The organism is Arthrobacter sp. NicSoilB11 (genome assembly GCF_019977375.1).
Lineage (GTDB): Bacteria > Actinomycetota > Actinomycetes > Actinomycetales > Micrococcaceae > Arthrobacter.
Map to the genome: position 1 here is coordinate 3,022,415 of NZ_AP024657.1, position 24,952 is coordinate 3,047,366.

22 protein-coding genes are annotated in these 24,952 nt (G+C 68.0%); 8 read left to right on the top strand and 14 right to left on the bottom strand.

The features are described from left to right. The first annotated feature begins 23 nt into the window (after nucleotides 1-23). The 3 genes from LDO14_RS13995 to LDO14_RS14005 all read left to right on the top strand — a co-directional run bounded on the left by LDO14_RS13995 (nucleotide 24) and on the right by LDO14_RS14005 (nucleotide 2,898). Nucleotides 24-1,070, top strand: coding sequence for an ABC transporter permease (locus tag LDO14_RS13995; RefSeq protein ID WP_018769214.1), 1,047 nt, complete (start codon nucleotides 24-26; stop codon nucleotides 1,068-1,070). Beyond that, nucleotides 1,067-1,861, top strand: a complete 795-nt coding sequence (locus LDO14_RS14000; RefSeq protein ID WP_018769213.1) for an ATP-binding cassette domain-containing protein — start codon at nucleotides 1,067-1,069, stop codon at nucleotides 1,859-1,861. The genes LDO14_RS13995 and LDO14_RS14000 overlap by 4 nt, the downstream gene beginning before the upstream one ends. Before the next feature lie 101 nt (nucleotides 1,862-1,962). Then, complete coding sequence (locus LDO14_RS14005; RefSeq protein ID WP_223992203.1) at nucleotides 1,963-2,898, top strand: carbohydrate kinase; 936 nt, start codon at nucleotides 1,963-1,965, stop codon at nucleotides 2,896-2,898. A gap of 65 nt (nucleotides 2,899-2,963) precedes the next feature. On the opposite strand, the gene guaB is transcribed toward LDO14_RS14005, so the two are convergent. After that, nucleotides 2,964-4,475 carry an IMP dehydrogenase gene (guaB, locus tag LDO14_RS14010; protein ID WP_018769211.1) on the bottom strand — a complete coding sequence of 504 codons (1,512 nt, stop codon included), beginning with the start codon at nucleotides 4,473-4,475 and terminating at the stop codon, nucleotides 2,964-2,966. 227 nt (nucleotides 4,476-4,702) lie between these two features. Beyond that, nucleotides 4,703-6,805 (bottom strand): acyltransferase family protein, encoded by a 2,103-nt coding sequence (locus LDO14_RS14015; protein ID WP_223992205.1) that lies wholly within the window; start codon nucleotides 6,803-6,805, stop codon nucleotides 4,703-4,705. A gap of 117 nt (nucleotides 6,806-6,922) precedes the next feature. Here LDO14_RS14015 and LDO14_RS14020 point away from each other — a divergent pair, with 117 nt between their 5' ends. Beyond that, entirely contained in the window at nucleotides 6,923-7,891 is a 969-nt protein-coding gene (locus LDO14_RS14020) for a DUF389 domain-containing protein (RefSeq protein ID WP_223992207.1), read from the top strand. Between the two features lie 23 nt (nucleotides 7,892-7,914). Here the strand turns inward: LDO14_RS14020 and LDO14_RS14025 are convergent, their stop codons facing one another. Next, nucleotides 7,915-9,438: an ATP-dependent DNA ligase gene (locus tag LDO14_RS14025; RefSeq protein ID WP_134163737.1), complete on the bottom strand. Its 1,524-nt coding sequence runs from the start codon at nucleotides 9,436-9,438 to the stop codon at nucleotides 7,915-7,917. 56 nt (nucleotides 9,439-9,494) lie between these two features. On the opposite strand from LDO14_RS14025, the gene LDO14_RS14030 reads away from it, so the two are divergent. Further along, nucleotides 9,495-10,097 (top strand): dihydrofolate reductase family protein, encoded by a 603-nt coding sequence (locus tag LDO14_RS14030; RefSeq protein ID WP_018769207.1) that lies wholly within the window; start codon nucleotides 9,495-9,497, stop codon nucleotides 10,095-10,097. A gap of 68 nt (nucleotides 10,098-10,165) precedes the next feature. Here LDO14_RS14030 and groL read toward each other — a convergent pair whose 3' ends face one another. The 3 genes from groL to LDO14_RS14045 form a co-directional block, all read right to left on the bottom strand. Further along, the gene (gene groL / locus LDO14_RS14035) at nucleotides 10,166-11,776 is read right to left on the bottom strand and encodes a chaperonin GroEL (protein WP_018769206.1); all 1,611 of its coding nucleotides are present in this window, start codon (nucleotides 11,774-11,776) and stop codon (nucleotides 10,166-10,168) included. Between the two features lie 79 nt (nucleotides 11,777-11,855). Then, nucleotides 11,856-12,149 (bottom strand): co-chaperone GroES, encoded by a 294-nt coding sequence (groES, locus tag LDO14_RS14040; protein WP_018769205.1) that lies wholly within the window; start codon nucleotides 12,147-12,149, stop codon nucleotides 11,856-11,858. Between the two features lie 252 nt (nucleotides 12,150-12,401). After that, nucleotides 12,402-12,782, bottom strand: coding sequence for a DLW-39 family protein (locus LDO14_RS14045; protein ID WP_223995238.1), 381 nt, complete (start codon nucleotides 12,780-12,782; stop codon nucleotides 12,402-12,404). A 52-nt stretch (nucleotides 12,783-12,834) separates the two neighbouring features. Between LDO14_RS14045 and LDO14_RS14050 the strand changes: the two genes are divergently transcribed. Then, nucleotides 12,835-14,064 (top strand): class I SAM-dependent methyltransferase, encoded by a 1,230-nt coding sequence (locus LDO14_RS14050; protein ID WP_223992209.1) that lies wholly within the window; start codon nucleotides 12,835-12,837, stop codon nucleotides 14,062-14,064. A 4-nt stretch (nucleotides 14,065-14,068) separates the two neighbouring features. Here LDO14_RS14050 and LDO14_RS14055 read toward each other — a convergent pair whose 3' ends face one another. Together LDO14_RS14055 and LDO14_RS14060 are read right to left on the bottom strand one after the other, a co-directional pair. After that, nucleotides 14,069-14,866 (bottom strand): shikimate 5-dehydrogenase, encoded by a 798-nt coding sequence (locus LDO14_RS14055; protein WP_134163895.1) that lies wholly within the window; start codon nucleotides 14,864-14,866, stop codon nucleotides 14,069-14,071. Nucleotides 14,867-14,956: 90 nt separating this feature from the next. Beyond that, a complete protein-coding gene (locus LDO14_RS14060; protein WP_223995240.1) occupies nucleotides 14,957-16,405 on the bottom strand; it encodes a glycoside hydrolase family 3 N-terminal domain-containing protein in 1,449 nt (482 codons plus the stop codon). 389 nt (nucleotides 16,406-16,794) lie between these two features. Here LDO14_RS14060 and LDO14_RS14065 point away from each other — a divergent pair, with 389 nt between their 5' ends. After that, on the top strand, nucleotides 16,795-17,946 hold the full coding sequence (locus tag LDO14_RS14065) for a glutamate--cysteine ligase (RefSeq protein ID WP_018769199.1): 1,152 nt from the start codon (nucleotides 16,795-16,797) through the stop codon (nucleotides 17,944-17,946). A gap of 119 nt (nucleotides 17,947-18,065) precedes the next feature. On the opposite strand, the gene tsaD is transcribed toward LDO14_RS14065, so the two are convergent. The 6 genes from tsaD to LDO14_RS14095 are packed head-to-tail and all read right to left on the bottom strand — an operon-like array spanning nucleotide 18,066 to nucleotide 23,361. After that, nucleotides 18,066-19,157 (bottom strand): tRNA (adenosine(37)-N6)-threonylcarbamoyltransferase complex transferase subunit TsaD, encoded by a 1,092-nt coding sequence (tsaD, locus tag LDO14_RS14070; RefSeq protein WP_223992212.1) that lies wholly within the window; start codon nucleotides 19,155-19,157, stop codon nucleotides 18,066-18,068. Continuing rightward, a complete protein-coding gene (gene rimI, locus LDO14_RS14075; protein ID WP_134163736.1) occupies nucleotides 19,154-19,672 on the bottom strand; it encodes a ribosomal protein S18-alanine N-acetyltransferase in 519 nt (172 codons plus the stop codon). Before rimI ends, tsaD begins: the two co-directional genes overlap by 4 nt. Beyond that, nucleotides 19,669-20,340, bottom strand: a complete 672-nt coding sequence (gene tsaB / locus LDO14_RS14080; RefSeq protein ID WP_018769196.1) for a tRNA (adenosine(37)-N6)-threonylcarbamoyltransferase complex dimerization subunit type 1 TsaB — start codon at nucleotides 20,338-20,340, stop codon at nucleotides 19,669-19,671. The genes rimI and tsaB overlap by 4 nt, the downstream gene beginning before the upstream one ends. Then, entirely contained in the window at nucleotides 20,334-20,963 is a 630-nt protein-coding gene (gene tsaE / locus LDO14_RS14085; RefSeq protein WP_223992214.1) for a tRNA (adenosine(37)-N6)-threonylcarbamoyltransferase complex ATPase subunit type 1 TsaE, read from the bottom strand. Before tsaE ends, tsaB begins: the two co-directional genes overlap by 7 nt. After that, on the bottom strand, nucleotides 20,960-22,213 hold the full coding sequence (gene alr / locus LDO14_RS14090) for an alanine racemase (protein WP_223992216.1): 1,254 nt from the start codon (nucleotides 22,211-22,213) through the stop codon (nucleotides 20,960-20,962). Before alr ends, tsaE begins: the two co-directional genes overlap by 4 nt. 56 nt (nucleotides 22,214-22,269) lie before the next feature. Beyond that, nucleotides 22,270-23,361 (bottom strand): PfkB family carbohydrate kinase, encoded by a 1,092-nt coding sequence (locus tag LDO14_RS14095; protein WP_134163733.1) that lies wholly within the window; start codon nucleotides 23,359-23,361, stop codon nucleotides 22,270-22,272. Between the two features lie 91 nt (nucleotides 23,362-23,452). Here LDO14_RS14095 and LDO14_RS14100 point away from each other — a divergent pair, with 91 nt between their 5' ends. Further along, nucleotides 23,453-24,880 carry a 6-phospho-beta-glucosidase gene (locus tag LDO14_RS14100; protein WP_223992218.1) on the top strand — a complete coding sequence of 476 codons (1,428 nt, stop codon included), beginning with the start codon at nucleotides 23,453-23,455 and terminating at the stop codon, nucleotides 24,878-24,880. Nucleotides 24,881-24,952: the final 72 nt, after the last annotated feature.

Genomic DNA, 24,952 nt, shown 5'->3' on the forward strand with positions numbered 1-24,952 from the left:
CCGGAACTGTGACAGGAGCAACGATGACCCAGCAACAAACCGCAGGCCCGCCGGTTACCGGGCCCACCGACCTGGCCGAGGAATTCCTCGACCGCCAAACTCCCCTTAGCCGCATCCGCAATGTGCTGCACCGCTACCCGGCACTGAGCCCGGCCATCGTCCTGATTGTGGCGGTGGTGGTGTTCGGCCTGCTCAATGACCGCTTCCTGCGGTTCGAGAACCTGTCCCTGATCACCCAGCAGGTGTCCGTCGTCGGAACCCTGGCCATCGCCCAGACCCTCATCATCCTCACCGCCGGAATCGACCTTTCCGTGGGCGCCGTGATGATCCTGGCCTCCATGGTGGTGGCGCAGTTGGCTGTGAACAACGGCATGCCGGGACCCATCGCACTGGTGGCGGGGCTCGTCGTCGGACTTGCCGCCGGGGCTGTCAACGGCTTCCTGGTGACCAGGTTCCGGCTCCCTCCGTTCATCGTGACGCTGGGAACCCTGAACATCTTCATCGCCCTGACCCTGCTCTACTCGGGCGGCTCCACGGTCCGTGGCTCGAGCATGCCGGGGCTCCTGACCTGGATGGGCAGCACGTTCCCCGTTGGGCCCGTTCGCATCTCCACCGGCGTGGTCATGATGCTCCTGCTCTATGTGGCGGTCGCCTTCATCCTGGGCAAGACGGCGTGGGGGCGGCACGTGTACGCAGTCGGCGATGACAAGGAAGCCGCCCGCCTGGCCGGTATCCCCGTCAACCGCGTCCTGATGAGCGTCTACCTCGCGGCCGGCGCGGTGCTGGCGATCGGAGCGTGGATCCAGATCGGGCGTACCAACGCAGCAAGCCCCAACGCCGGGGTGGACCTGAACCTGGACTCCATTACCGCCGTCGTGATTGGCGGGACCAGCCTCTTCGGCGGCCGCGGCTCCGTCTGGGGATCCCTCCTCGGTGCGCTGATCGTGGGCGTTTTCCGCAACGGGCTTTCCCTGGCCGGGCTGGACGTGCTGTTCCAAACCCTCGCCGTCGGCGTCCTCATCATCATCGCTGTGTCGATCGACCAGTGGATCCGAAAGGTGAAGTCATGACCTCCACCGGGATTGAATCCCCCAAGACCGAAACCCGGCAGCCGATCCTCCAGGCGCGGAACCTCGTCAAGACCTTCGGCAAGGTGGTTGGCCTTGACGGTGTCAGCCTTGAGCTGTATCCGGGCGAGGTGCTGGCCATCATCGGCGACAACGGCGCCGGCAAGTCCACCCTCATCAAGTGCCTCACCGGGGCCGAGGTTCCGGACTCGGGCGAGCTCCTGGTTTCCGGCCAGCCGGTGCACTTCAAGCGTCCGCAGGATGCCCGCGCGCATGGAATCGAAACGGTCTACCAGAACCTGGCGGTCTCGCCGGCCCTGGACGTGGCGTCGAACCTGTTCCTGGGCCGGGAGGAACGGGTGGCCGGACCGCTCGGGTCCATCTTCAGGGTCCTGGACACCAAGGGGATGCGCCGTAAGGCGAAGGAGGAGCTCACCCGCCTCGGAATTTCGACCCTTCAGGATGTCACCGTCCCAGTGGAGAACCTCTCCGGCGGACAGCGCCAGGCCGTGGCTGTGGCAAGGGCAGCAGCGTTCGGTTCCAAGGTGGTGGTGCTCGACGAGCCCACCGCGGCACTGGGCGTGCGGGAGTCGAACCAGGTCCTCCAGCTGGTCCGGGATCTGCGGGACCGCGGCCTTCCAGTCATCCTGATCAGCCACAACATGCCGCACGTTTTTGACGTTGCCGACAGGATCCACATCCAGCGTCTCGGCAAATGCGCCGCCACGATCACCCCGAAGTCGCACAGCATGACCGACGCGGTGGCCATCATGACCGGCGCCGCCACGGCCTGATCCGCGTTCGACCGCTTTCCTTCACTCCCCTTCCTGTTCGCGGACCTGCTCGCCTGCCCCGGGCGGCAGGTCCGCGCCCGTCTTCACGAAAGTTTGCTCCCATGCCCTACACCAGTGGCTCCGGCACCAGCGCCTCCACTCCCGATGTCATCGTGGTTGGCGAAGCACTCGTCGACGTCGTCCGCACCTCCGAAGGCACGGCGGAGCACCCCGGCGGTTCCCCGGCCAACGTCGCCTACGGGCTGGCACGGTTGGGCGTGCGAACCAGCCTCCTGACCTCAATAGGCGACGACGAACGCGGCGCCCTGATCGAGCGTCACCTGGGCAGCGCCGGAGTTGCGCTGCTGCCAGGGTCGAAATCACCGGGCCGCACGGCTTCCGCCACCGCCACGCTGGGCGCTGACGGGTCCGCCAGCTACGAATTCGACGTTTCCTGGGAGCTGCCGCCGGTGCACCCCGCCACCTTTCCCAAGGTGCTCCACACCGGCTCGATCGCCAGCTTCCTGGCGCCCGGAGCCGGTTCCGTCAAGAGCCTCCTGGAACGGGCGCACCGTGAATGCCTGGTTTCCTACGATCCCAATATCCGCCCCGCACTCTTGGGCAGCCACGCGGAAGCCCTCGCTGTTTTCGAAGACCTGGCCCCCTTAGCCGACGTGCTGAAGCTTAGCGACGAGGATGCCCGGTGGCTCTACCCGGGGGTGGCGTTCGAGGACGCCGCGGCGCGGATCCTGGAACTTGGTGCGGGCCTGGCTGTGGTCACCATGGGTTCAGCCGGCTCGCTGCTGGCAACACCCGCCACACGGGTGCACATTCCGTCCGTCCAAACGGTAGTGGCAGACACCATCGGAGCCGGTGATTCCTATATGGCGGCCCTGATCTACGGCCTGCTCTGCCGGAGCACCGATGGCTTGGCGCCGTCCGTCCTGGAAACCCTGGGCAGGATGGCATCCAAGGCTGCCGCGATTACGGTCAGCCGCCCTGGCGCCAATCCGCCCACCCTTGAGGAGCTGACGTCGGAACTGCAGCCGGCGGTATAGGGGCTTAAATGCGGAAGGAGGCGGGGAATTCCCCACCTCCTTTCCGCAGCATTAAGCCACCGGGATCAGCGCGAACCGTAGTTCGGCGCCTCCACGGTCATCTGGATGTCATGCGGGTGCGATTCCTTGAGTCCGGCAGACGTGATGCGGACAAACTTGCCGCGGGCCTTCAGCTCCGGGATGGTCGGTGCGCCGGTGTAGAACATGGTCTGGCGCAGGCCCCCCACCAACTGGTACGCCACCGAGGACAGCGGCCCGCGGTAGGCAACGCGGCCTTCGATGCCTTCGGGGATCAGCTTGTCGTCGCCGGACACGTCCGCCTGGAAGTAGCGGTCCTTGGAGTAGGACGTGTTCTTGCCGCGGGACTGCATGGCGCCCAGGGAGCCCATACCGCGGTAGGACTTGAACTGCTTGCCGTTGACGAAGATCAGCTCGCCCGGGGACTCGTCACAGCCCGCCAGCAGCGATCCCAGCATGACGGTGTCGGCTCCGGCCACCAGTGCCTTGCCGATGTCGCCCGAGTACTGCAGGCCGCCATCGGCGATCAACGGCACGCCGGCCGGCATGGCAGCCTTGGCGGATTCGTAGATGGCGGTAATCTGCGGGACGCCCACGCCGGCCACCACGCGGGTGGTGCAGATGGAGCCCGGACCAACACCCACCTTGATGCCGTCCGCGCCGGCGTCGATCAGTGCCTGGGCGCCTTCGCGGGTGGCAGCCTGGCCGCCGATGATGTCCACGTGGGCGGCCACGGGGTCGGACTTGAGCCGGCGGATCATGTCCAGCACACCCTGGGAGTGGCCGTTGGCGGTGTCCACGAACAGGGCATCGACGCCTGCGTCCACCAGGGCCATGGCCCGCTCCCAGCCGTCACCGAAGAAGCCGATGGCAGCACCCACGCGGAGCCGGCCCTCGTCGTCCTTGGTGGCCAGCGGGTACTGCTCGGCTTTGGTGAAGTCCTTGGTGGTGATGAGGCCCTTGAGCCGGCCCTGCTCGTCCACCAGCGGGAGCTTTTCGATCTTGTTGGTTGCGAGCTTGTGCGAGGCTTCCTCGCGGCTGATTCCCACGTGTCCGGTGACCAGGGGCATCTTGGTCATGACGTCGCTGACCAGCCGCAGCGGGAAATCGGACTCGGGGACAAAGCGGGTGTCGCGGTTGGTGACGATGCCCAGCAGGCGGTTGTCCTCGTCCACCACGGGCAGGCCGGAGACGCGGTAGTGGGCGCAAAGGTCATCAAGTTCCCGCAGCGTGGCCTCGGGACGGATGGTGAGCGGGTTGGTGATCATCCCTGACTCGCTCCGCTTGACCCGGTCCACCTGGTCAGCCTGGTCCGCGATGGACAGGTTGCGGTGCACCACGCCCAGGCCACCCTGGCGGGCCATCGCGATAGCCATGCGGGATTCCGTCACGGTGTCCATTGCGGCGGAAAGCAGCGGGGTCTGCACCGTGATCCGCTTGGAGATCCGCGAGGAGGTGTCTGCTTCGGACGGGATCACGTCGGTGTGGCCCGGCAGGAGCAGGACGTCATCGTAGGTCAGGCCGATGAAGCCAAAGGGGTTGTGTTCGGGCTCGGTCATGAGTGCGCCTCTTACCTTGGTTGCTGGGTCACGGGTAGGGGTTGCAGCCGATGACCAGCCCGTTATTACGGAACTGGCCTGTGCAGACGATCCTGCGGGACCACCGTGCAGGACGGCGTTCCGGGGGCAGAAAGTGTTGAGTAAATATTAGAACCTCGGCGCCGATCCCCCTATTCCACACGGGTAATGTGAGCAACCGCACGCCCCCACCCACCCTTAGGGCCGGCTCAGCTCCAGCCGGTTGCAGCCAGCAGCCGCTGCTCGAACATGGGGATCATGGTCTCCACATAGGTTCTGGTCAGGTGGTTGTCGTCCTTGTAGACGTACACGTTCCCCACCACCGCAGGGCAAACGCCCCGGGCACAGATGAAGTCACTCATGTCCATCAGGTGCAGCCCGGGCAGCTTGCCGCGGTAGTTCTCCAGTGGCGATGGCTCCACCAGGGACTCGGCGAGCGATGGATTGCAGGCAGCCGCGCCGGCGCCGTTCCGTTGGGCGCACTGGGGCATGTTGAAGGTGAATCTCGGGTTGTCGCGGATTCCCACGATCTCGATTCCCGCGTCGGCGAACGGCTTGACGCCGTCAAGGTACCCCGGCACCTCCGTTTCGAACGGGGCATCCTCATGGGTGAGCGTTGCCACGGTGAACACCGCATCCGGGCGGTGTTCCAGGACGTAGGCGGAGCTGGCCTTGTTGTAGGCGTTGCATTCGGCATTCCTGGTCTCCGATTCGGCGCCGAACCGGCATGCGGGCATCAGGAGGGTGACCAATTCCCACCCACGCGCGGCCGCCACGGGAGCCAGCGCTGCCAGGTACTGCTGGGCATGGGAGTCGCCCAGCACCACGATGCGCCGGGTGGACGGTTCCTCCGGAAGCTCCTGCCGGCACCCCTCCAGGATGGGATCGCCCGTGGCGTTGGCACCTGTGCAGGGCGAGTCGATCCCGGCCCAGTCGTTGTCCAGGGCGGTGGGCCCGGGGATGGTCCTGGCCCTGGGCGCGGGCGTGCTTTCGTTCTCCGGCGTGAGCGACAAGGCCCCCGGCGTCAGCTCACGGGGCTGTGCCGCCGTCGCGCTTTCCTCTGCGGTGAGCGATGTCTGCCAAACCGCCACGGGACCAGCCAGCAAGGCACCGCAGGCAACAATGACGACGGCGGTCCGCCAGGCGCGAAGCTTGGGCCAATGCCAGTCGCGCAGCGGCTTTTCAACAAAGCGGGTGGTCAGGACAGCGAGCACGATGGAGGCAGCGACGATGCCCAGTCCCTGCTTGAGGTTGGGTGCCTCCACGCCGGTGGCCGCGAGCGCCAGCACCAGGACCGGCCAGTGCCAGAGGTAGAGGGCGTAGGAGTTGTCACCCAGGGCGACGGCGGGGCGGCTGCTGAGGAGCCGGTCCACGCCGAACCGGCTGCCGGTTTGCCCTGCGATGATGATGGCCGCCGCGGCCAGTGTGGGCCAGAGCGCCACGTACCCGGGAAAGGACCGGTCGACGGTCAGGACCAGCCCGCAGGACACCATGGCTGCCAGTCCGGCCCAGCCCAGGGCCACCCGCACCACGCGGCCGGGCTTGACGTAGGGCAGCACCAGTGCCAGCAACGATCCCAGCGCAAACTCCCAAAGCCGCGCGCGCGTATCGAAGTAGGCGTAGGCCTGGTTGCCGGCGGTCTGGTCAATGGAGTAGGAAAGCGACACCGCCAAAACCGTTCCAAAGACTGCGGCGAGCAACCCTCGGTAGGTCAGCCCCTGCAGGCGGGGAACCCGGCGCAGCCGGTTCAGCAACGCAGCGGTCGCGGCAAAGATCAGTGGCCACAGAATGAAGACCTGTCCCTGGATGGACAGGGACCAGAAGTGCTGCAGCGGACTGGCTCCGGCGTGGTCCTGCGCGTAGTAGTCCACTGCATTGTCTGCCAGGAGCCAGTTCTGCCGGTAAAGAAGGGACGCCCAGGCCTGGTCCAGCACCTGTGGCCAGCGGCCCTGCGGCAGGATCAGCCAGGTGCCTGCCAGCACTCCAAGGATCACCACGACGGCGGCCGGCAGCAGTCGCTTGAAAAGGTGCAGCCAGTGCGCCATCAGCCTGAAAGGGTGGCCGGATTCGGCTTTGCGGACGAAGGAAAGCGTGAGCAGGAACGCCGAGATCAGCAGGAAGATGTCCACGCCGCCGGACACGCGGCCCAGCCACACGTGGTACGCCACCACCATCAGGACAGCCAGGGCCCGGAGCCCCTGGACCTCGGGGCGGAAAGTGGGCTTCCGTTTCCTGTTCGCGGCACTGGACTGTTTCCTGTTCGCGGCGCTGGACGGGGGTTCAGGTGCCTTCGACGTTTCCGTTATCGACACTAGAACCTCTCAGGACGCCCGCCAGCCAAAGCATCAAGCCTAGCCAAGGCGGTCAGCAACGGCCAATCAACGCACCTGTTCGGACTATGCTGGGCCCAATCATCGAAGGGAGACGGCGTGGTTGTCCAACTGCGGATTTGCGTGCCCGGCGAGCTGTCCGCCGTGACGCTGAAGACGTGCCGGGACCAGCGGGGCGCGGCAGAGGTTGCGCTGGTTGCGGGTGCGTCGGTGGTCCCGGAAGGCGACGTTATCGAGGTCCTGATCGCCCGGGAGTCAGTGGAGGAACTCCTCGAGAAGCTGGAGATCCTGAAGGTCCAGGACGTTGGATCCATTGCCATGTCCACGCCGGAATTAGTCCTGTCAAAGAAAGCCGACCGGGCGGAGCGGGCCGCCCCCGGGGACGGTGCGGACGCAGTGATCTGGGACGACGTGACGCGGCAAACCGGAGAGGACTCCCGCCTGACATGGAACTTCCTCGCCTTCCTGGTGCTCGCAACCCAGCTTGCCGGGATCGGCATCGTGACGGACTCCCCCATCGCGATTGTGGGAGCCATGGCGGTAGGTCCCGAGTTCGGACCGCTGGCCGCCCTCGCCGTCTCGCTTGCCACCCGGCAGTGGAAGCTTGGCCGCCGTGCTGCCATTGCCCTGGGTGTCGGGTTCCCCGTGGCCATGCTGCTGGCGGCACTGACGGCGTGGCTGTCGGTGCCCCTCGGTCTCTTCCCGCGGGATGCCCTGGACAAGGGTTCCGCGGTGGAATTCATCTACCATCCGGGTCCGTATTCGCTGATTGTTGCCGTCCTGGCCGGCATCGCGGGAATGCTCTCCATCATCGGCCGGCGCTCCGCGGCCCTGATCGGGGTCTTCATCTCGGTGACCACCGTTCCGGCGGCAGGGTACGTTGCGGTGGCCCTGGTCCTGGGGGAATACCAGAAGGCTGCGGGCTCGGCGCTCCAGTTGCTGCTCAACCTCGTGGGCATCGTGGTGGCCGCCCTCGCGGTACTGCTTTTCTACCGCACAATTTCCAGGCGCGTGCCGCACGGGGTGGCACGGAACCTGAGGCGCCAGCGGAGCGGGGCCCGCAACTAAAGAGCCTCCGCATTCGCGGTGCGCTACGGCCGCAGCAGGGCGCGCAGGGTCTGGATCGTGTCTGCTTCGGCCGCAGCCTTGTCATCCCGGTAGCGCTTGACCCGGGCAAACCTCAGGGCGATGCCGCCGGGATAGCGCGGTGACTGCTGCACGCCGTCGATGGCGATTTCCACCACCGTGACCGGCTCAACCCACACCGTGCCGGCCGTGCGCCGCACCTCAAGCTCCTGAAACCTCTCCGTCTGCCATCGCAGCAGTTCGTCGGTGAGGCCCTTGAAGGTCTTGCCCACCATGACGTAGCCGCCGGGTTCTCCGAACTCCCCAGCGGGGTCAAGGGCGCCCAGGTGCAGGTTGGACAGCATCCCGGTGCGGCGCCCGGACCCCCATTCGCAGGCGAGCACCACCAGGTCGTACGTCAGCACCGGCTTGACCTTTACCCAGTTGGCTCCGCGCCGGCCGGCCGCGTAGGTGGAACCGATGGCCTTCACCACAACGCCTTCATGGCCTGCGGCAAGCGCCTCCTGCGACACCCGTTCCGCAACGGCGGGATCGGCCGTGACCTCCCCCGGTATCCGGTGCTCCGGCGCGATCCGCTCGAGCTCACTGATCCGGGCGGACAGCGGCTCATCAAGCAGGTCCCGCCCATCGATATGCAGCACGTCGAAGAACCAGGGATGCAGCACCGTCTCACGCGCGGCATCCGCACCGAAGCGCGCCATGGTTTCCTGGAACGGCCGCGGGCCGCCTTCCTCGTCCAGGGCCAGGGTTTCACCGTCAAGGATCACGTCCCGCAGCGGCAGCCCGCGAACCAGGTCCACCACCTCGGGGAGCCGGTGGGTGACGTCGGCGAGGTTGCGCGTGTAGATGCTGACGTCGTCGCCGGACCGGTGCACCTGGATGCGGGCGCCGTCGAGCTTGTATTCCACCGAGGCCTCCCCGGTCGCCTCCAGGGCTGCGCTGGGACTGGCCGCGGTGGCCGCCAGCATGGGCTGCACGGGGCGGCCAACCACCAGGCCGACGGCGTCCAGCTCGGCTTCGGTGCCCGTGATGGCCAGCAGGGCTGTTCCGCCCAGGTCGCCCGAAAGCATCGCAGCGCGCCGTACGGCGGCAACGGGCTTCCCGGCAGCGCGGGCAACGGCATCCGTCAGCACTCCCTCCAGGGCTCCTATACGCAGCTCGCCAAGCAGGACACCTGCAATGAAGGCCTGCTCAGAAGCAGTGGCTGCCGCCATCAGCGTCCGGAGGGTGGCCGCGCGCCCCGCGCCCGATCCGGTACCCGCCGTGGCAAGCAGCCGGTCCAGGGCAGCGTCGAGGTCGGCCAGGGTGAGGGTTGGTTCGACGGCGGGTTCCTCCTTGGCCGCCGCCACGGCACTCCATCCGACGCCCACGCGTCCCTGGCGGGGCTTGGCAACCAGCCAGCCCACCGCCGTCGGGATTTCCGCCGGCTCAAGCCGGCCCAGCAGCTGGGCCAGCGCATCCACCTTGGCCAGCCGGGAGCGGGTGGAGGTGACGGCCTCGGCGGTGTTGACGAGCTCAAGGAGCAGCATGGCACCATCCTGCCACGGCACTGGACAGGGCCGGAGCCCCGTTCCAGACTTGGTGGATGGGCAACATCGTCGCGAACCTGTTCATCACCCTGGACGGCGTCTACCAGGCGCCCGGCGGCCGCGAGGAAGACAGCGAGGGCGGGTTCAACCTTGGCGGCTGGCAGGCACCGGTCTCCGACGACGAATCCGGCGCCGCCATTGCGGCTGGAATAGCGCGGATGGATGCCCTGCTCCTTGGCAGGAAGACCTACGACATCTTTGCCGCCTACTGGCCCCAGCAGTCCGGGGACATCGCGGACACGCTCAACCGGATACCCAAGTTTGTGGTGTCAAGCTCCTTGTCAGATCCGGCATGGGCCGGCACCACCGTGCTGCCGGATGCCGCGGCGGCGGGCGGGCTCCGGGACGAGTACCAGCAGGTGCACATGTTCGGCAGTGGCGTCCTCATCCGGTCCCTGCTGGAGGCGCAAGTGCTGGACCGCCTTCATCTCTGGCTGTATCCGGTCACCCTGGGGCAGGGCAAGCGGCTCTTCGACGCCGGGACGGTCCCCTCAACATTCCGGCTCGCCGAGCCGGTACGCAGCTACCCCAAGGGAGCCGTGTCGTTGGTCTACGAGCCTGCGGGCGGAGTCGAAACCGCCGAGATGGCGGCTACGTAGCACCCGGAACACAGAAAACCGGCCCAGCTGGTGCTGGACCGGTTTTCTGTATGTGAAGACGGGCAGGATCAGTGGCTGTGGCCTGCGTGCTCGTCCTCTTCGGCCGGCTTCTCCACGACAAGGGTCTCGGTAGTGAGAACCAGCGCGGCGATGGAGGCCGCGTTGCGGAGGGCTGCACGGGTGACCTTGACGGGGTCGATGACGCCCGCAGCGATCAGGTCCTCGTACTCGCCGGACTTGGCGTTGAACCCGTTGTTGATTTCCAGGTCGGCAACCTTGGAGGTGACCACGTAACCGTCGAAGCCGGCGTTCTGGGCGATCCAGCGCAGGGGCTGGACCAGTGCGCGGCGGACAATGCCGACGGCCGCGGCAGCGTCGCCTTCGAGGGCGTTGACGGCGGCGTCCTCATCCAGTGCCTTGAGGGCGTGGATCAGGGCCGAGCCACCGCCGGCCACGATGCCTTCTTCGAGGGCAGCGCGGGTGGAGGACACTGCGTCCTCGATGCGGTGCTTCTTTTCCTTCAGCTCAACCTCGGTTGCGGCACCCACCTTGATGACGCCGATGCCGCCGGCCAGCTTGGCCAGCCGCTCCTGGAGCTTTTCGCGGTCCCAGTCGGAATCGGTGCGGGTAACCTCGGCGCGCAGCTGGGCAACGCGTGCGGCCACGTCCTCGGCCGAGCCTGCGCCGTCGACGATGGTGGTGTTGTCCTTGGTGACGGTGATGCGGCGGGCGGTACCCAGCACCTCCAGGCCAACGGTGTCCAGGCTCAGGCCCAGCTCCGGGGAAACAACCTGCGCACCGGTGAGGGTGGCGATGTCCTGCAGCATGGCCTTGCGGCGGTCGCCGAAGCCGGGAGCCTTGACGGCAACAACGTTCAGGGTGCCGCGGATGCGGTTGACGATGAGCGTGGACAGGGCCTCGCCCTCGACGTCCTCGGCGATGATGAACAGCGGCTTGGAAGCCTGCAGTGCCTTTTCCAGCAGCGGCAGGAATTCCTGGATCGAGGAGATCTTGCCCTGGTTGATCAGGATAAGGGCGTCCTCGAGGACTGCTTCCTGGCGTTCCGCGTCGGTGACGAAGTACGGGGACAGGTAGCCCTTGTCGAACTGCATGCCCTCGGTGAGGACCAGTTCGGTCTGGGTGGTGGAGGACTCTTCGATGGTGATGACGCCATCCTTGCCCACCTTCCCAAAGGCCTCGGCGAGCAGTTCGCCGATTTCGTCGCTCTGGGCCGAGATGGCGGCAACGTTAGCCACCTGGGTGCCTTCGACCGGGCGGGCGTTTTCGAGCAGGCGGGCAGCCACGGCTTCAACCGCAACTTCGATGCCGCGCTTGATCTGGCCGGGAGCGGCGCCGGCAGCAACGTTGCGCAGGCCTTCCTTGACCAGGGCCTGGGCCAGGACCGTGGCGGTGGTGGTGCCGTCGCCGGCAACGTCGTTGGTCTTGGTGGCTACTTCCTTGGCCAGCTGCGCGCCAAGGTTCTCGTAGGGATCGTCAAGTTCCACTTCACGGGCGATGGTGACGCCGTCATTCGTGATGGTGGGGGCGCCCCACTTCTTGTCCAGGACGACGTTGCGGCCGCGGGGGCCGAGCGTCACCTTGACGGTGTTCGCGAGCTTATCGATGCCGGCCTCAAGGGACCGGCGGGCAGCGTCGTTAAACGCAAGCTGCTTTGCCATGGTTTTGTCCTTTCAAAGACAGAAACCCCGCACTGCCGGCCAGCATGAGCATGGCCGGCGGCACGGGGATCCGGAAGAGTTACTTGACGACGACAGCCAGGACGTCGCGGGCGGACAGCACCAGGTACTCGGTGCCGCCGGTCTTGACTTCGGTTCCGCCGTACTTGGAGTAGATGACGACGTCGCCAACGGCAACGTCAACCGGAACCCGCTGGCCGTCTTCGAAGCGGCCGGGGCCTACTGCAACAACTTCGCCTTCCTGCGGCTTCTCCTGGGCGGAGTCCGGGATGACCAGGCCTGAAGCCGTGGTCTGCTCGGCTTCGAGCGGGCGGACAACAATACGATCCTCAAGAGGCTTAATAGAGACCGACACTCGGACCTCTCCTTTTCGTCAGCAAAATTCGTGGACTGGAAAGCTTTCCGCCGTAGCTGGCAAACCGTCGTCGCGGTGCCGGCAGCAGCCTGGCTGGCAGCTCTTCATGTGTTAGCACCCTCCTAGGGAGAGTGCTAATGAAGACTCTATGTAAGGGTTAGCACTCGGTCAAGGTGAGTGCCAACGTTTCGTCATCGGCGTAAGCCTTTCGGGCTCCGGCCGACGGCGGTCCAGGGCGGCAAACATGCTTCCCTAACGGCCCAGGTCGTCGAAGTCCACGTCCTCGCCACCGTCGGCCTCGCCGCCTCCCTGCTGACGTTTCCGGTAAAGCACCCAACCGGCCCCGGCTGCGGTGAGTACGGCAACAACGATGAAGAAAATGCTCCCGGCCCGTGCGCCGTCGTACAACCCGCGGATGTCCCGCGCCTCCTGCGTGTTGTCGTGGATGTCGTTGCCGCCCACCGAATAAACGGTGGCGTTGAACGTGTCCAGCAGGAAAATGATCACCAACAGGGCGATGCACACCACGGCCACCACGGCCGCGGCGATCAGGGCTGGACGGGCAAACCTAGCCACACCGCGGTCCCTGGGTCGATGTTCGCCGGTCTCCCCTGGGGCTGCGCTGTCATCCATGGTTTCAACAGTATCCGCATCCCGGCAGCCGTCCTCCACTAGGCTGGAAACCATGCCCCACGCTCCCCAGGACCAGATCGCACCCCTGTTGACCCCCGAAGGCTGGGAGTTGCTGGCATCGCTGGGCCCCTACCGCGAAGAGGACGCGTTTGAGCTCAATTCGACGCTCCGGAAAGCCGGCCACCCGGGCGAACTTGTATCCGCCGTCCTGACGCAGTCCAGGCTGCGGACCAGGGCCGAGGCGAAGTTTGGTGAGTTCGCCCGCCAGATGCTTTTCACCCAGGCAGGCCTTGAGCAGGCCACCCGGCTGAACGTCGCCGCACACCACGCGCAGCGGTTCGCCGCAGCCGGGATCCGGCACGTGGCGGACCTGGGCTGCGGTCTTGGTGCCGACGCCATGGCCCTGGCTTCCCTGGACATCACCGTCACCGCCGTGGAGATGGATGAAACCACCGCCGCCTGCGCCACCATGAACCTCATCCCCTTCCCCAATGCCACGGTGGTCCACGCGGACGCGGCATCGGTCCCGCTGGAGGGGATCGACGGCGTCTGGCTGGATCCGGCACGCCGCGTCACTTCCACGTCGGGGACCAAGCGGATCTGGGACCCGGAGGCGTTCTCACCGCCGTTGTCCTTCGTGGAGTCGCTGGCGGCCGGGGGGAAGGCGGTGGGCGTGAAGATGGGCCCCGGCATGCCCCACGGGTCCGTGCCCACGGGATGCGAAGCCCAGTGGGTTTCGGTTGCCGGGGACGTGACCGAGGTGGCCCTCTGGTTCAACGCCGTGCGCAGGCCCGGGGTCCGCCGGGCGGCCCTGGTCCTGGGGTCCCAGGGGCCCGCCGAGCTGACCAGCGCAGAGGAATTCGGCGCCGGCCCGGCCGCTCCGGTGGGACCCGTGGAGGGTTACCTGTACGAACCCGACGGCGCCGTGATCCGTGCCGGGCTGGTTGCCGACGTGGCGCTGCAGCTCGGCGGGCACCTGGTGGATGAACACATTGCCTACATCTGTGCCGCGGAACTTCTGAACACCCCGTTCGCCAAGGCTTACAGGGTCCTGGAAGTCATGCCCTACAACGTCAAGGCACTCAAGGCCTGGGTGAAGGAGGAGGGGATCACCGTGCTGGACATCAAGAAGCGCGGCACAGCGGTGACCCCGGAAGAGCTGCGGAAGCAGCTCCTCCCGCAGGGCAAGGGCGCCGCCAAAAAGGGTTCCGCCAGGACGGCCACGCTGGTCCTGACTCGCATCGGCGAGGACCGCGTGGCCATCGTGGTGGAACCGGTGTAAACGCCTACTGGGCGCGCATGAACTCCTCGGCTGCCCGGACCTGTTCCGCGGTGGGGCGCACTCCCGTGTACAGCACAAACTGTTCCAGGGCCTGGATGGTGGCAACCTCCGCACCGGTGATGACGTGCTTGCCTGCCGCGCGGGCGGCCCGGATCAGCGGCGTCTCGGCGGGCAGTGCCACCACGTCGAAGACCACGCGTGCGGCCTCGATGGCCTCCGCGGGGAAGGACAGGCTGTCCGCTTCGGCGCCGCCCGCCATGCCGATGGGGGTGACGTTGATGATCATGTCCGCCGTCCCGCCGTCGAGCGCTGCACGCCACTGGAAACCGTACTGGCCTGCGAGCGCACGCCCGGCGGCCTCGTTCCGGGCGATGACGGTGACGTCCTTGAAACCGGCGTCCCGGAGCGCGGCGACGGTGGCCTTGGCCATCCCGCCTGCCCCCTGGACCAGCACGGAATAGTCGGTGGGGACCCCGTTGGATGCCAGCAGCTGCTCAATGGCCGTGTAGTCGGTGTTGTACGCCTTGAGGTGGCCGTCGGTGTTCACGATGGTGTTCACGGAGTCGATGGCCTTGGCGGACGGGTCCATCTCGTCCACCAGCGCGATGACGTCTTCCTTGTACGGCATGGAGATGGCACAGCCGCGGATGCCCAGGCCCCGCACTCCGGCGATGGCCTGTTCCAGGTTGGTGGGCGCGAACGCCTTGTAGATCCAGTTCAGGCCCAGCTGTCCGTACAGATGGTTGTGGAAGCGGGTCCCGTTGTTGCTGGGGCGGGCCGACAGCGAGATGCAGAGGGTCATGTCTTTATTCAGAATGGGCACCAGACCATTAAACGCGTTCCAGCCATCGTGCGGGGTCCCCGGTCCGGGGTCCGGGGCAGGAGCCAGAGGTCAGGGGCAGCCGGTTCCCGCAGGGAAAGGCCCGACGGCGGCGGGCAGGTTCCCGGGAGCAGGCGCCTTGCCTGCCAGCACGGCCACCAGCGCATCAAAGGCGGCGTCGGTGCGGCCGTACAGCGCCAGCTTCACCGGAGCCGTGGAGTTTTGGAGCGGCCAGGGGGCATCCAGGGCCACGGCAATGTCCCCGGCCGCTGGATTCCCGCCGAAGCCGATGAGGTTCACCAGCGGTCCTGATCCAACCGCGAGGCCGGCACGTGCGGCGGCGGCTTCGAAGCGCTCCCGGTCCCCCGGTCCCCCGCCAGCCACACGCACCGCACCGGGCACCAGGGGTCCGCTGCAGGGACCGGAGACAACCGTCACGGCCGACGCCGAGACCCGCGCCGACAACGCCGCACCGCTTCCGGCCGGGGCACCTGTGCCGGCTGTTCCGGCAGGCGGCGTGGTCCGGGCATGCCAGATCATCATGGTGGCCACCCGCTGCGCGGCCTCATCCAGCCGGGAGGCGGGAAGCGTGCCGGCGGCCAGGGCCTGGAGGATGGCGGCGTGCGCCTGTTCCACGTCCGCGGGCATCAGCAACAGGTCGGCGCCGGCTCCCAAAGCCTTTACGGCTGCTGCGCCGGCGGGGTACTGCTTGTCCACGGCTCCCATGTTGAGGGCGTCCGTCACGGCTACACCTTTGAATCCGAGCTCCCTCATCGCGGCGTAGCTCGGTGCGGAGAGCGACGCCGGCACACCGGGCTCCAGCGCAGGCACAGCGATGTGGCCCGTCATGACGACCGGCAGGCCCGCGGCCACCGCCGCCTGGAAGGGTTTCCAGTCCCGGGCCCGGAGCTGGTCGATGCCGGCCGGCTGGACCGGGAGGCTGAGGTGGGAGTCCGCGGTCACCGAGCCGTGGCCGGGAAAGTGCTTGACGGTGGGAAGCACGCCGGCGTCCAGCATGCCCTGGGCGAAGGCGACCCCGTGGGCTGCGGCGGCGGCAGGATCCGCGGACATGGAGCGCGCGCCGATGGTGGGGTCGCTGGGCCCGATGGTCACGTCGGTATCCGGCGCGAAGTCGAGGTCGAATCCCAGCGGCACCAGCTCGCCGGCCAGGCCCTTTCCTGCTTCCCGGGTCAGGGCCGGGTTGCCGGCCGCTCCGTAGCTCATGGGCGTGGGCCATTCAGTCAGGGGCTGCCCCAGGCGTGCCACGGCGCCCCCTTCCTGGTCCACGCCGATGATCCCGGGCCACCGCCGGCCGCCGGCGCCGACAGCCTGCTGCAGCCGCTGGTTCACCGCGCCCATGGCGGCAACATCCACGTTCCCCTGCGGATCGCGTGGCACGTTGTCGCCCATGACGATGGATCCGGCCAGGTGCAGCCGCTGGATGAGCGCGGCGTGCGCCTCCACCTGGTTGCCCTTGAAGAACGGGAGCAGAACCTGCCCCGCCTTCTCCTCCGGAGTCATGGCTGCCACGGCCGCGACGGCGGCGTCCTGGTCGCGCTGCTCCGGGCCCCACCCCAGGGGGCGGGAGCCTGCGTCAGGTGAGGCAGAAGCGGTGGGAGGCGCCGTCGTCGTACTTGCCGACGCCGAAGGGGACGCCCCGGTGGGCCCGGAGGACGACGACGGCGGGGCTGCTGTTGGGGAGGCTGTGCAGGAGGCCAGCGCCAGGGCCGACAGGGCCAGGAGGAGCGGGAAGGATTTGGCGGGAGTGGTTTTGGCAGGTCTGTGACGCGTGGGGAACGGGGCCATCAATACGATGCTACCCCTGCACTAGACTTGAACCACCCGTTCGCCTGCCGGCAGCAGCCTGTGAGCGGCATCAGCCAGCGGCAAACCGGACAGTGAGGAAACGTGTGAAGATCGACTTCGCCCCATCGAGGCAGTCAACCCTCGGTGTTGAGTGGGAGCTTGCCCTGGTGGACGGAAAGACGGGCGAGCTCGCATCCGTGGCCAACCAGGTGCTCCGCGGAGTTGCTTCCCGCCACCCGGAACTCAACGAAGACGACGAACATCCGCACATCAAGCAGGAACTGCTGCTGAACACCGTGGAACTGGTCACCGGCATCTGCGAAACAGCTGCCGAGGCCAAGGAAGACCTCAGCCGGTCTGTTGCCGCCGTCCGCGAAATCACCGATCCCATGGGCGTGGAACTCTTCTGCGCCGGCAGCCACCCGTTCAGCCCGCCGCAGCTGCAGCCCGTGACGGACAAGGCCCGCTACGCCAAACTCATCGACCGCACCCAGTGGTGGGGCCGGCAGATGGTCATTTACGGCGTTCACGTGCACGTAGGACTTGACCGCCGCGACAAGGCACTCCCCGTCCTGGACGGCCTGGTCAACTACTTCCCGCACTTCCAGGCGCTCTCCGCATCCAGCCCCTTCTGGGGCGGCGAGGATACCGGATATGCCTCCCAGCGGGCCCTGATGTTCCAGCAGCTTCCCACCGCCGGCCTGCCCTTCCAGTTCAAATCCTGGGAGGAATACGAGTCCTACGTGCAGGACATGTTCACCACCGGCGTGATCGACACCATCTCTGAGATCCGCTGGGACATCCGGCCCGTGCCGGCGCTTGGCACCATCGAGATGCGCATCTGCGACGGCCTGGCCACGTTGGAGGAAGTGGGTGCCATTGCGGCCCTCACCCAATGCCTGGTGGACGAGTTCTCCACCACCCTGGACAACGGCGGCACCATTCCCACCATGCCGCCCTGGCACGTGCAGGAGAACAAGTGGCGCGCCGCCCGGTACGGCCTGGACGCCATCATCATCCTGGACGCCGCAGGGCGGGAACAGCTGGTCACCGAGCACCTGCTGGAGACGCTGAACCGGCTGGAGCCGGTGGCGGCCAAGCTGCGCTGCGCCGACGAGCTTGCCGACGTCGAGAAGATCATCCGCCGCGGCGCCGGGTACCAGCGCCAGCGCCGCGTGGCCGCGGAAAATGGCGGGAACCTCCAGGCCGTGGTGCTGGACCTGGTCAAGCAGATGCGGAACGGCCCCACCGCGTAACGTGCTCCTGCCCGAAGTGGGGCACTTCGGCACGGACACGCCGGCCGCCATCGTGATGTACGACGGCGGAGCCCGCCAAAGTGCCCCGCGACGGTTCGCTTTCCCCCGGCGCTCTGCCGTCAGGCCGGCAGCGACACCAATGTAACCGGCATTGACGAGTCCGGGGCGAAGGCGATTCCACTGGGTTCGACGCCGGCCATCACCAGCTGTGCGCCGAGGGCGGCCACCATGGCGCCGTTGTCCGTGCAGAGGTCCAGGGGCGGCACGTGCAGCCGGATGCCGGCGGACGCGCACCGCTGCCCGGTCAGTTCCCGCAGCCGCGAGTTGGCCGCCACTCCCCCACCCAGCAGGACATCCTTGATGCCGTACTCGCGGCAGGCCAGCACCGCCTTGGACGAAATCACGTCCACCACGGCTTCCTGGAAGGCGGCCGCGATGTCAGCCACGGGGATCTCTTCGCCGCGGGCCTCGAACTGCTCCACGCACCGGGCCACTGCCGTCTTGAGGCCGCTGAAGGACCAGTCATACCGGTGCGGCCCCGGCTCATCCGCCGTGCCCATGTACTTGGGCTGGGTGAGGCCGCGGGGGAAGCGGATGGCCTTGGGATTGCCGCCGCGGGCCACCTTGTCGATCGCAGGGCCGCCCGGGTAGCCAAGACCCAGGATGCGTGCCACTTTGTCGTAGGCCTCGCCGGCGGCGTCGTCGATGGTGGAGCCCAGGAGCTCCACGTCGCTGGTGATGGTCCTGATCCGCAGGATTTCGGTGTGGCCGCCGGACACCAGCAGGGCGCCCAGGTTCTCCGGCAGCTCCTGCTTCCGGCCGTTGGCGCGGTCATCCAGCAGCCCCACGCCCACGTGCGCCACCAGGTGGTTGATCGCGTACAGCGGCTTCCCGGTGGCGACGGCGAGCGCCTTGGCAGCGCAGACACCCACCATGAGTGCGCCGGCCAGCCCGGGCCCGGATGTGACGGCGATGGCGTCCACCTCGTCAAGGCTCACGCCTGCGTCTGCCAGCGCCTGATCGAGCGTGGGGACGAACGCGTCCAAGTGGGCGCGCGAGGCGATCTCGGGGATGACGCCGCCAAAGCGGACGTGCTCGTCCATGGAGGAGGAGACGGTGTTGGTCAGGAGGGTGGTGCCGCGGACGATGCCCACGCCGGTTTCGTCGCAGGATGATTCGATCCCCAGCACCAGGGGCTGTGAGCGGTTCATTGCCGGCCTGCTTCCGTTGCTTGGTGGCCATCAGTTTCCGGTGCGGCCAGCTGGAGCCGCATGATGAGCGCATCCACGCCGTCGCGGTAGTAGCGGGGGCGGATGTGGATCTGTTCGAAGCCGAACCGCACGTACAGCTGCTGCGCCCGCGGGTTGTCGGCGCGGACCTCAAGCAGGACATCGGCGGCACCGCGGTGCCTGGCCTCGGCGATGAGTTGGGTGAGCAGCCTGCTGCCGATTCCCCGCCCCTCGTAATCAGGAACGACGGCGATGGTCTGGATGTCGGCGATGGGCTCGATGCACATCAGCCCGGCGTAGCCCACGATGCCGTCGGTGGTCTCCGCCACAAGGTAGCGGCGGGTTTCCGGCTGGGAGAGTTCATCCAGGAACATCTGCACGGGCCAGGCGTCGATGGGGAAGAGCTTGTGTTCCAGGGCGCCGACGGCGGGTACATCGCCCAGGGTCATGTCGCGGACGGTGACGCCTGCCATGTGGGGTTCCGGGGTGGTACTCACAGTGCACGCTTCCGTGGTCCGGGTACCTGGGCATCTGATTCGCGCAGGTACAGGGGCGTGGTGTCCAGCAGGGCCTCCCCGGCAGCCAGCCGCGCCAGGGCAAACTGGCCAAGATACAGGGCGTCGGGCTGCTCCCCCGCGAACTCGGGATCGGCTTGGAGGACGTCGGCGTAGAGACCTGCGCCCGCGCCGAAGGCGGGCAGGTCCGGCAGGTCGGCGGCGAAACCAACATGGGGGCCGTCCTCCAGCAGCGGCAGCTGCCCGTCACCCAGGCTGTAGCGCGCCCAGTAGACCTCTTTCCGGCGGGCGTCGGTGGCCACCAGGAACTCCGGGACGGCGGCGGTGGATTCGGCTACCTCCAGGGCCACCGCGTCCAGGCTCATCAGGCCGTGCAGCGGCTTGCCCCAGACGAACGCCAGCGTCCGGGCGGTGGCAATGCCCGAGCGCAGCCCGGTGAAGGGGCCGGGGCCTACGCCCACCACCAGCGCATCGATGTCCTGCCCGGTGACGCCGGCTTCGGACAGCAGGGTGTGGATGCCGGGAGCGAGCACCTCGGCGTGGCTGCGGGTGTCCTCCGTGGAGAAGCTGGCCACCACGCCTTCGGGGGCTGCATCGGACACCAGCGCGGCGCTGGCCACCGCGGAAGTGTCAATCGCGAGGATCAGCATGGGGTGCTTCCTTCCGGTCCGCCCAGCTCCGGCCCACCCAGCTCCGGCCCACCCAGTTCGGGGGCACCCAGTTCGGGGGCAGTTGCCCAGCGCGGCCCGTGGCCGCGCATCACGATGGTGCGGGGCTCGTCGGTGTCTTCGCCGTCGAAGTCCAGGCTTCCACCTCCACTGCCGGCGGCATCCAGCCCGATGGCACGGAGGAGGTCGATCTCCAGCCGGCTCTCGCTGAGGTGCTCCACCCGGTCCTGTCCCCACTCCACCACGGTCACGGACGAGTCCATGGTGTTTTCGAGGTCGATGTCGTCGATCTCCGCTGCGGAACCCAGCCGGTAGGCGTCCACGTGCACAAGGTCGGGGCCGCCGGGACGCGGACCATCCGGCAGGTTCGGGTGGATCCGGACCAGCACAAAGGTGGGTGAGATGATGCCTGCGCGGACACCCAGCCCCTCGCCCAGTCCTTGGGTGAAGGTGGTTTTCCCGGCACCCAGCTCACCGGAAAGCACCAGCAGGTCCCCGGCCCGCAGCACCTCCGCCAAACGTGCGCCGAACGCGTGCGTCTGTTCCGCCGTCGTCGCCGTGAACGTCTTTTCCCAGTTGGCAGCCAACTGTCCGGCCGCGCTCATGCGGCCCCCGCCGAGCCGGGCGCGCCCACCAGGCCGTGCCCGTTGCCCGCGTGGCCGGTGCCCGCCGGCTGGTCCTCGTTGATGAAGCGGCGCGGAACACGGGGGCTGATGCGGGTCACGATTTCATAGTTGATGGTCCCCGCGGCGCGTGCCCAGTCCTCCGCGGTGGGCCCGCCGTCGGCGCCGTCCCCGAACAGTTCCGCTTCCGCGCCCTGCAGGTCAGCCCCGGATGCCTCCGGCCCAAGGTCGATCACCATCTGGTCCATCGCGATCCGGCCCACCACGGGATAGGTCTTCCCTGCGACGCGGACGGGTCCACCGGTGGCGACCCGGGGGACGCCGTCGGCATAGCCCACCGGAATCAGGGCCAGCGTGCTCGCCGTCCTGGTGCGGTAATGCAGCCCGTAGGAGACGCCCTGCCCCTCGGGCACGTCCTTGCACTGCGACACGAGGGTGCGCAGCGTCATGGCGGGCCGGAGTCCCAGTTCTGCTGAAGTCTGCCCGTCAAACGGCGACAGCCCATAGATGCCCAGGCCAACCCTGACCAGGTCGAAGTGCGTGTCCGGGCGGGACAGGGTGGCGGGGGTGTTGGCAAGGTGCCGGACCTCGGGATCCACGCCCGCGTCCTCGGCAATGGCCAGCGCCTCCCGGAACGCGGCCACCTGCTGGTCCGTTTCGGGCCGCTCCGGTTCGTCGGCCACGGCCAGGTGGGAGAAGATGCCAACTACCCGCAGCAGGCCCTGGTCCTGGTATTCCACGGCTTCCCCCACCAGGCGGTCCCAGGACTCGGGGGTGGCTCCGTTCCGTCCCAGCCCGGTGTCCACCTTGAGATGCACCCGTGCCGGCCGCTCCTGCTCACGGGCCGCGGCCACGATGCGTTCCAGCTCCCACCCTGAGCAGCCAATATCGACGCCGGCGGCCACCGCGGCACCGAAGTTGCTGTCCGTGGTGTGCAGCCAGGCGAGAAGCGGCGCGTCGATGCCGGCGGCGCGCAGCGCCAGGGCCTCGGAAATGTGGGCCACGCCGAGCCAGGCCGCGCCTGTCTGCAGGGCTGCGCGGGCCACGGGGACGGCGCCGTGCCCGTATGCATCCGCCTTGACGACGGCCATGACTTTCGCGGGGGAGGCAGCGGCGGCAAGCCGGCGGACGTTGTGCCGGATGGCGTCCAGGTCGATCACGGCCGACCGCTCGTGGCGGGGGTCCGGCCCGGAGGCAGCGCTGAATTCACCGGTTGTTGCGGGATAGGTCACCTAAGTGATTCTAGTGCGGGCACTTCGCGCCGAATAATCAGGGCCTCCAACGCCGCCTAAGCATCCGACAAGTGCGCGATGGTGGCGGCCGCCCTGCGCTGGGCTGACAGCGGCACGTCGTCGATGATGTCAGCGAGGAACCCGAAGCGCCGCAGCCACTGGCTCGTCTGCCGTTCGGGGCGGGCGTTGGCGCGTCTCCACCAGTCGGCAATGTCGCCCCAACCCGGCGCCGCCAGCGAGCCGCCCACCTCCTGCACCGCCATGGACGCGCACAGGTTGGCAAAGCGCAGCCGGTCCCCCAGCGGCCACCCGGCCAGGGTGCCCACGATGAAGGCTGCGTCGAAGCAGTCGCCGGCTCCGGTGGGGTCGTGCGCCTTGACCGGAAGCGACGGGACCCATTCTTCCTCGCCCGTTTCCGAGTCCACGGCCATGGCGCCCTGCGGGCCCAGGGTTACGACAGCCACCGGAACGTGGTCCGCCAGCGCGTACAAGGCGCTCCACGGATTGTCCTTGCCCGTGAACGCCATGGCCTCGCGCTGGTTGGGCAGGAAGGCGTAGAAGTACTGCAGGTTGTCGAGCCTGACGGGCGCCCATTCCCCGCTGGGGTCCCATCCAACATCGCCGAACAGCTTTACCCCGCCGGCGTGGGCTGCGTGGGCCCACGGCTCCACTTCCAGGCCCACCTCAGCGATTCCGGCGAGGGCCTTGGGCGGGTCTCCGATCAGCTCGGAATTTGTCACCGGTGCGGAGTGCCCGTGGGTCACCAGGGAGCGGTCCTGGTCCACGCAGAGGGACACGGTCACCGGGGAGTGCCAGCCCGGGACGCGTCGGGAAAGGCTGAGGTCCACGTGTTCCTGGCCGGAAAGGATCTTCCAGTTGAAGTCCCCGTACCCGTCGTCGCCGAAAGCAGCTGCCAGCCCGGTGCGCAGCCCAAGCCTGGCAGCGGCAATGGCCTGGTTGGCCACCCCGCCGGGGCAGCTGCCCATGCCGTCGCTCCAGATTTCCGTGCCGGGTTCGGGCCCGTGGGGCAGGCCGGTGAAGATGATGTCCTGGAACACGGTCCCGGCCAGCAAGAGGTCGAATCCGGGTTCGGCCGGTGAACGGACGGCAGCCAGGGGGTCGTAGGGGCGTGCTGGGATGGCGTCCATAGTGCGCAGGATACGCCGTGCCGCACCGCTGCGGTAGGGGCCTTGGTCGGGCGTGGACAGGCCGCGGGACACCCCGCCTACACTGCATGGTATGCGGCTTCTGATTGCCGGCGGCGGGGGTTTCCGGGTGCCGCTGATATACCGGGCCCTGGTGTCCGGCCGCTTTGCCGGGCTGGTCACCGAGCTGGTGCTGTACGACGTCGATCCCGCGCGCCTTGATGCCGTCACCGCCGTGCTGGAGAGCATGCCGGTGGGTGATGGTGCCCGTCTTCCGGTCCACGCCACCACCGATCCTGCCGAAGCACTGCCCGGCACCACCGTGGTGTTCGCCGCGATCCGGCCGGGCGGTACAGCGGGGCGCATTGCGGACGAGAAGGTGGCGCAGGACCTAGGGCTGCTGGGCCAGGAGACCACGGGGGCCGGGGGAATTTCGTACGCTTTGCGGACCATTCCGCAGATGCTTGGCCTTGCCCGGCTGATGCGGGAGCACTGCCCTGACGCGTGGCTGGTCAACTTCACCAACCCTGCCGGGATGGTCACCGAGGCGCTGCTTCCCGTCCTGGGCCACCGGGTCATCGGGATCTGCGACTCTGCCGGCGGTCTGGTGCAGCGGGCGGCGGCCGCTGCCGGGGTGCAGTTGCCGGAGGGAAGGCTCGACGGCGTGGGCTACTACGGGCTGAACCACCTGGGCTGGCTGTACCGCCTGGAGTCCGGCGGCCGGGACGTGCTGCGTGGCCTTTTGGCGGATGCCGGCGCACTGCAGTCGTTCGAGGAAGGCCGCCTTTTCCCGCAGCCGTTCCTGGCCCAACTGGGCATGCTTCCAAACGAGTACCTGTATTACTACTACCAGCGCGACGCAGCCCGGCAGGCGATGCAGGCCATGGCGCAGACCCGGGGCGAGACCATCCACAGCCAGCAGCGGGAGCTCTACCCGCGGCTGGCTGCTGCCGGGCCGGACGCCTACCGGCTGTGGGAGGAGGCGCGGCGCTCCCGCGAAGAGGGCTACCTGGCCGAGGCCCGGCACGACGGCGAGCGCCGCGCCGAGGAGGACCTGGCCGGGGGCGGCTATGAGCGGGTGGCGCTGGCGGCCATGCGGGCCCTGGCCGGCCGCGGGGAGACCCAACTGGTCCTGAACACCCGGAACACGGCGGCACCCGCCGGGACACCTGAAGGCCACCCACCCGCCTCCGCCACGGCTGCCCCGCCCGCGCCCCAGCCTGCCATTCCAGGCCTCCCCGCCGACGCCGTCGTCGAGGTTCCCTGCACGGTGACGGCCAGGGGCGCCGTGCCCCTGCCACAGCAGGCGCCGGACGGCCCGCAGCTGCGGCTGCTCCAGCGGGTCAAAGAGGTGGAACGGCTCGTGGTCCGGGCCGCCGGCACCGGAGCCCGCGAGGCAGCCCTTGAAGCCTTCGCCCGGCACCCGCTCGTGGATTCGCCGGACCTCGCCGCGAAGCTTCTGGCTGGTTATGAGCAGGCTTTCCCGGCTTTGGGGAAGATCTGGGAGGGCGGCGGGCGTTAGGGGAAGGAGTAATGTTTTATCGAATGCGCACTGAGCCGGCTCCCCTGATACCCGCCGGCGGCCGGAAGGAGG

Excerpts from the sequence above, each read along its gene's own strand:
- LDO14_RS13995 (WP_018769214.1), top strand. The coding sequence starts at position 24 with ATGACCCAGCAACAAACCGCAGGCCCGCCGGTTACCGGGCCCACCGAC.
- LDO14_RS14000 (WP_018769213.1), top strand. The coding sequence starts at position 1,067 with ATGACCTCCACCGGGATTGAATCCCCCAAGACCGAAACCCGGCAGCCG.
- LDO14_RS14005 (WP_223992203.1), top strand. The coding sequence starts at position 1,963 with ATGCCCTACACCAGTGGCTCCGGCACCAGCGCCTCCACTCCCGATGTC.
- guaB (WP_018769211.1), bottom strand. The coding sequence starts at position 4,475 with ATGACCGAGCCCGAACACAACCCCTTTGGCTTCATCGGCCTGACCTAC.
- LDO14_RS14025 (WP_134163737.1), bottom strand. The coding sequence starts at position 9,438 with ATGCTGCTCCTTGAGCTCGTCAACACCGCCGAGGCCGTCACCTCCACC.
- LDO14_RS14030 (WP_018769207.1), top strand. The coding sequence starts at position 9,495 with ATGGGCAACATCGTCGCGAACCTGTTCATCACCCTGGACGGCGTCTAC.
- groL (WP_018769206.1), bottom strand. The coding sequence starts at position 11,776 with ATGGCAAAGCAGCTTGCGTTTAACGACGCTGCCCGCCGGTCCCTTGAG.
- LDO14_RS14045 (WP_223995238.1), bottom strand. The coding sequence starts at position 12,782 with ATGGATGACAGCGCAGCCCCAGGGGAGACCGGCGAACATCGACCCAGG.
- LDO14_RS14050 (WP_223992209.1), top strand. The coding sequence starts at position 12,835 with ATGCCCCACGCTCCCCAGGACCAGATCGCACCCCTGTTGACCCCCGAA.
- LDO14_RS14055 (WP_134163895.1), bottom strand. The coding sequence starts at position 14,866 with ATGACCCTCTGCATCTCGCTGTCGGCCCGCCCCAGCAACAACGGGACC.
- LDO14_RS14060 (WP_223995240.1), bottom strand. The coding sequence starts at position 16,405 with ATGACTCCGGAGGAGAAGGCGGGGCAGGTTCTGCTCCCGTTCTTCAAG.
- tsaD (WP_223992212.1), bottom strand. The coding sequence starts at position 19,157 with ATGAACCGCTCACAGCCCCTGGTGCTGGGGATCGAATCATCCTGCGAC.
- tsaB (WP_018769196.1), bottom strand. The coding sequence starts at position 20,340 with ATGCTGATCCTCGCGATTGACACTTCCGCGGTGGCCAGCGCCGCGCTG.
- tsaE (WP_223992214.1), bottom strand. The coding sequence starts at position 20,963 with ATGAGCGCGGCCGGACAGTTGGCTGCCAACTGGGAAAAGACGTTCACG.
- LDO14_RS14095 (WP_134163733.1), bottom strand. The coding sequence starts at position 23,361 with ATGGACGCCATCCCAGCACGCCCCTACGACCCCCTGGCTGCCGTCCGT.
- LDO14_RS14100 (WP_223992218.1), top strand. The coding sequence starts at position 23,453 with ATGCGGCTTCTGATTGCCGGCGGCGGGGGTTTCCGGGTGCCGCTGATA.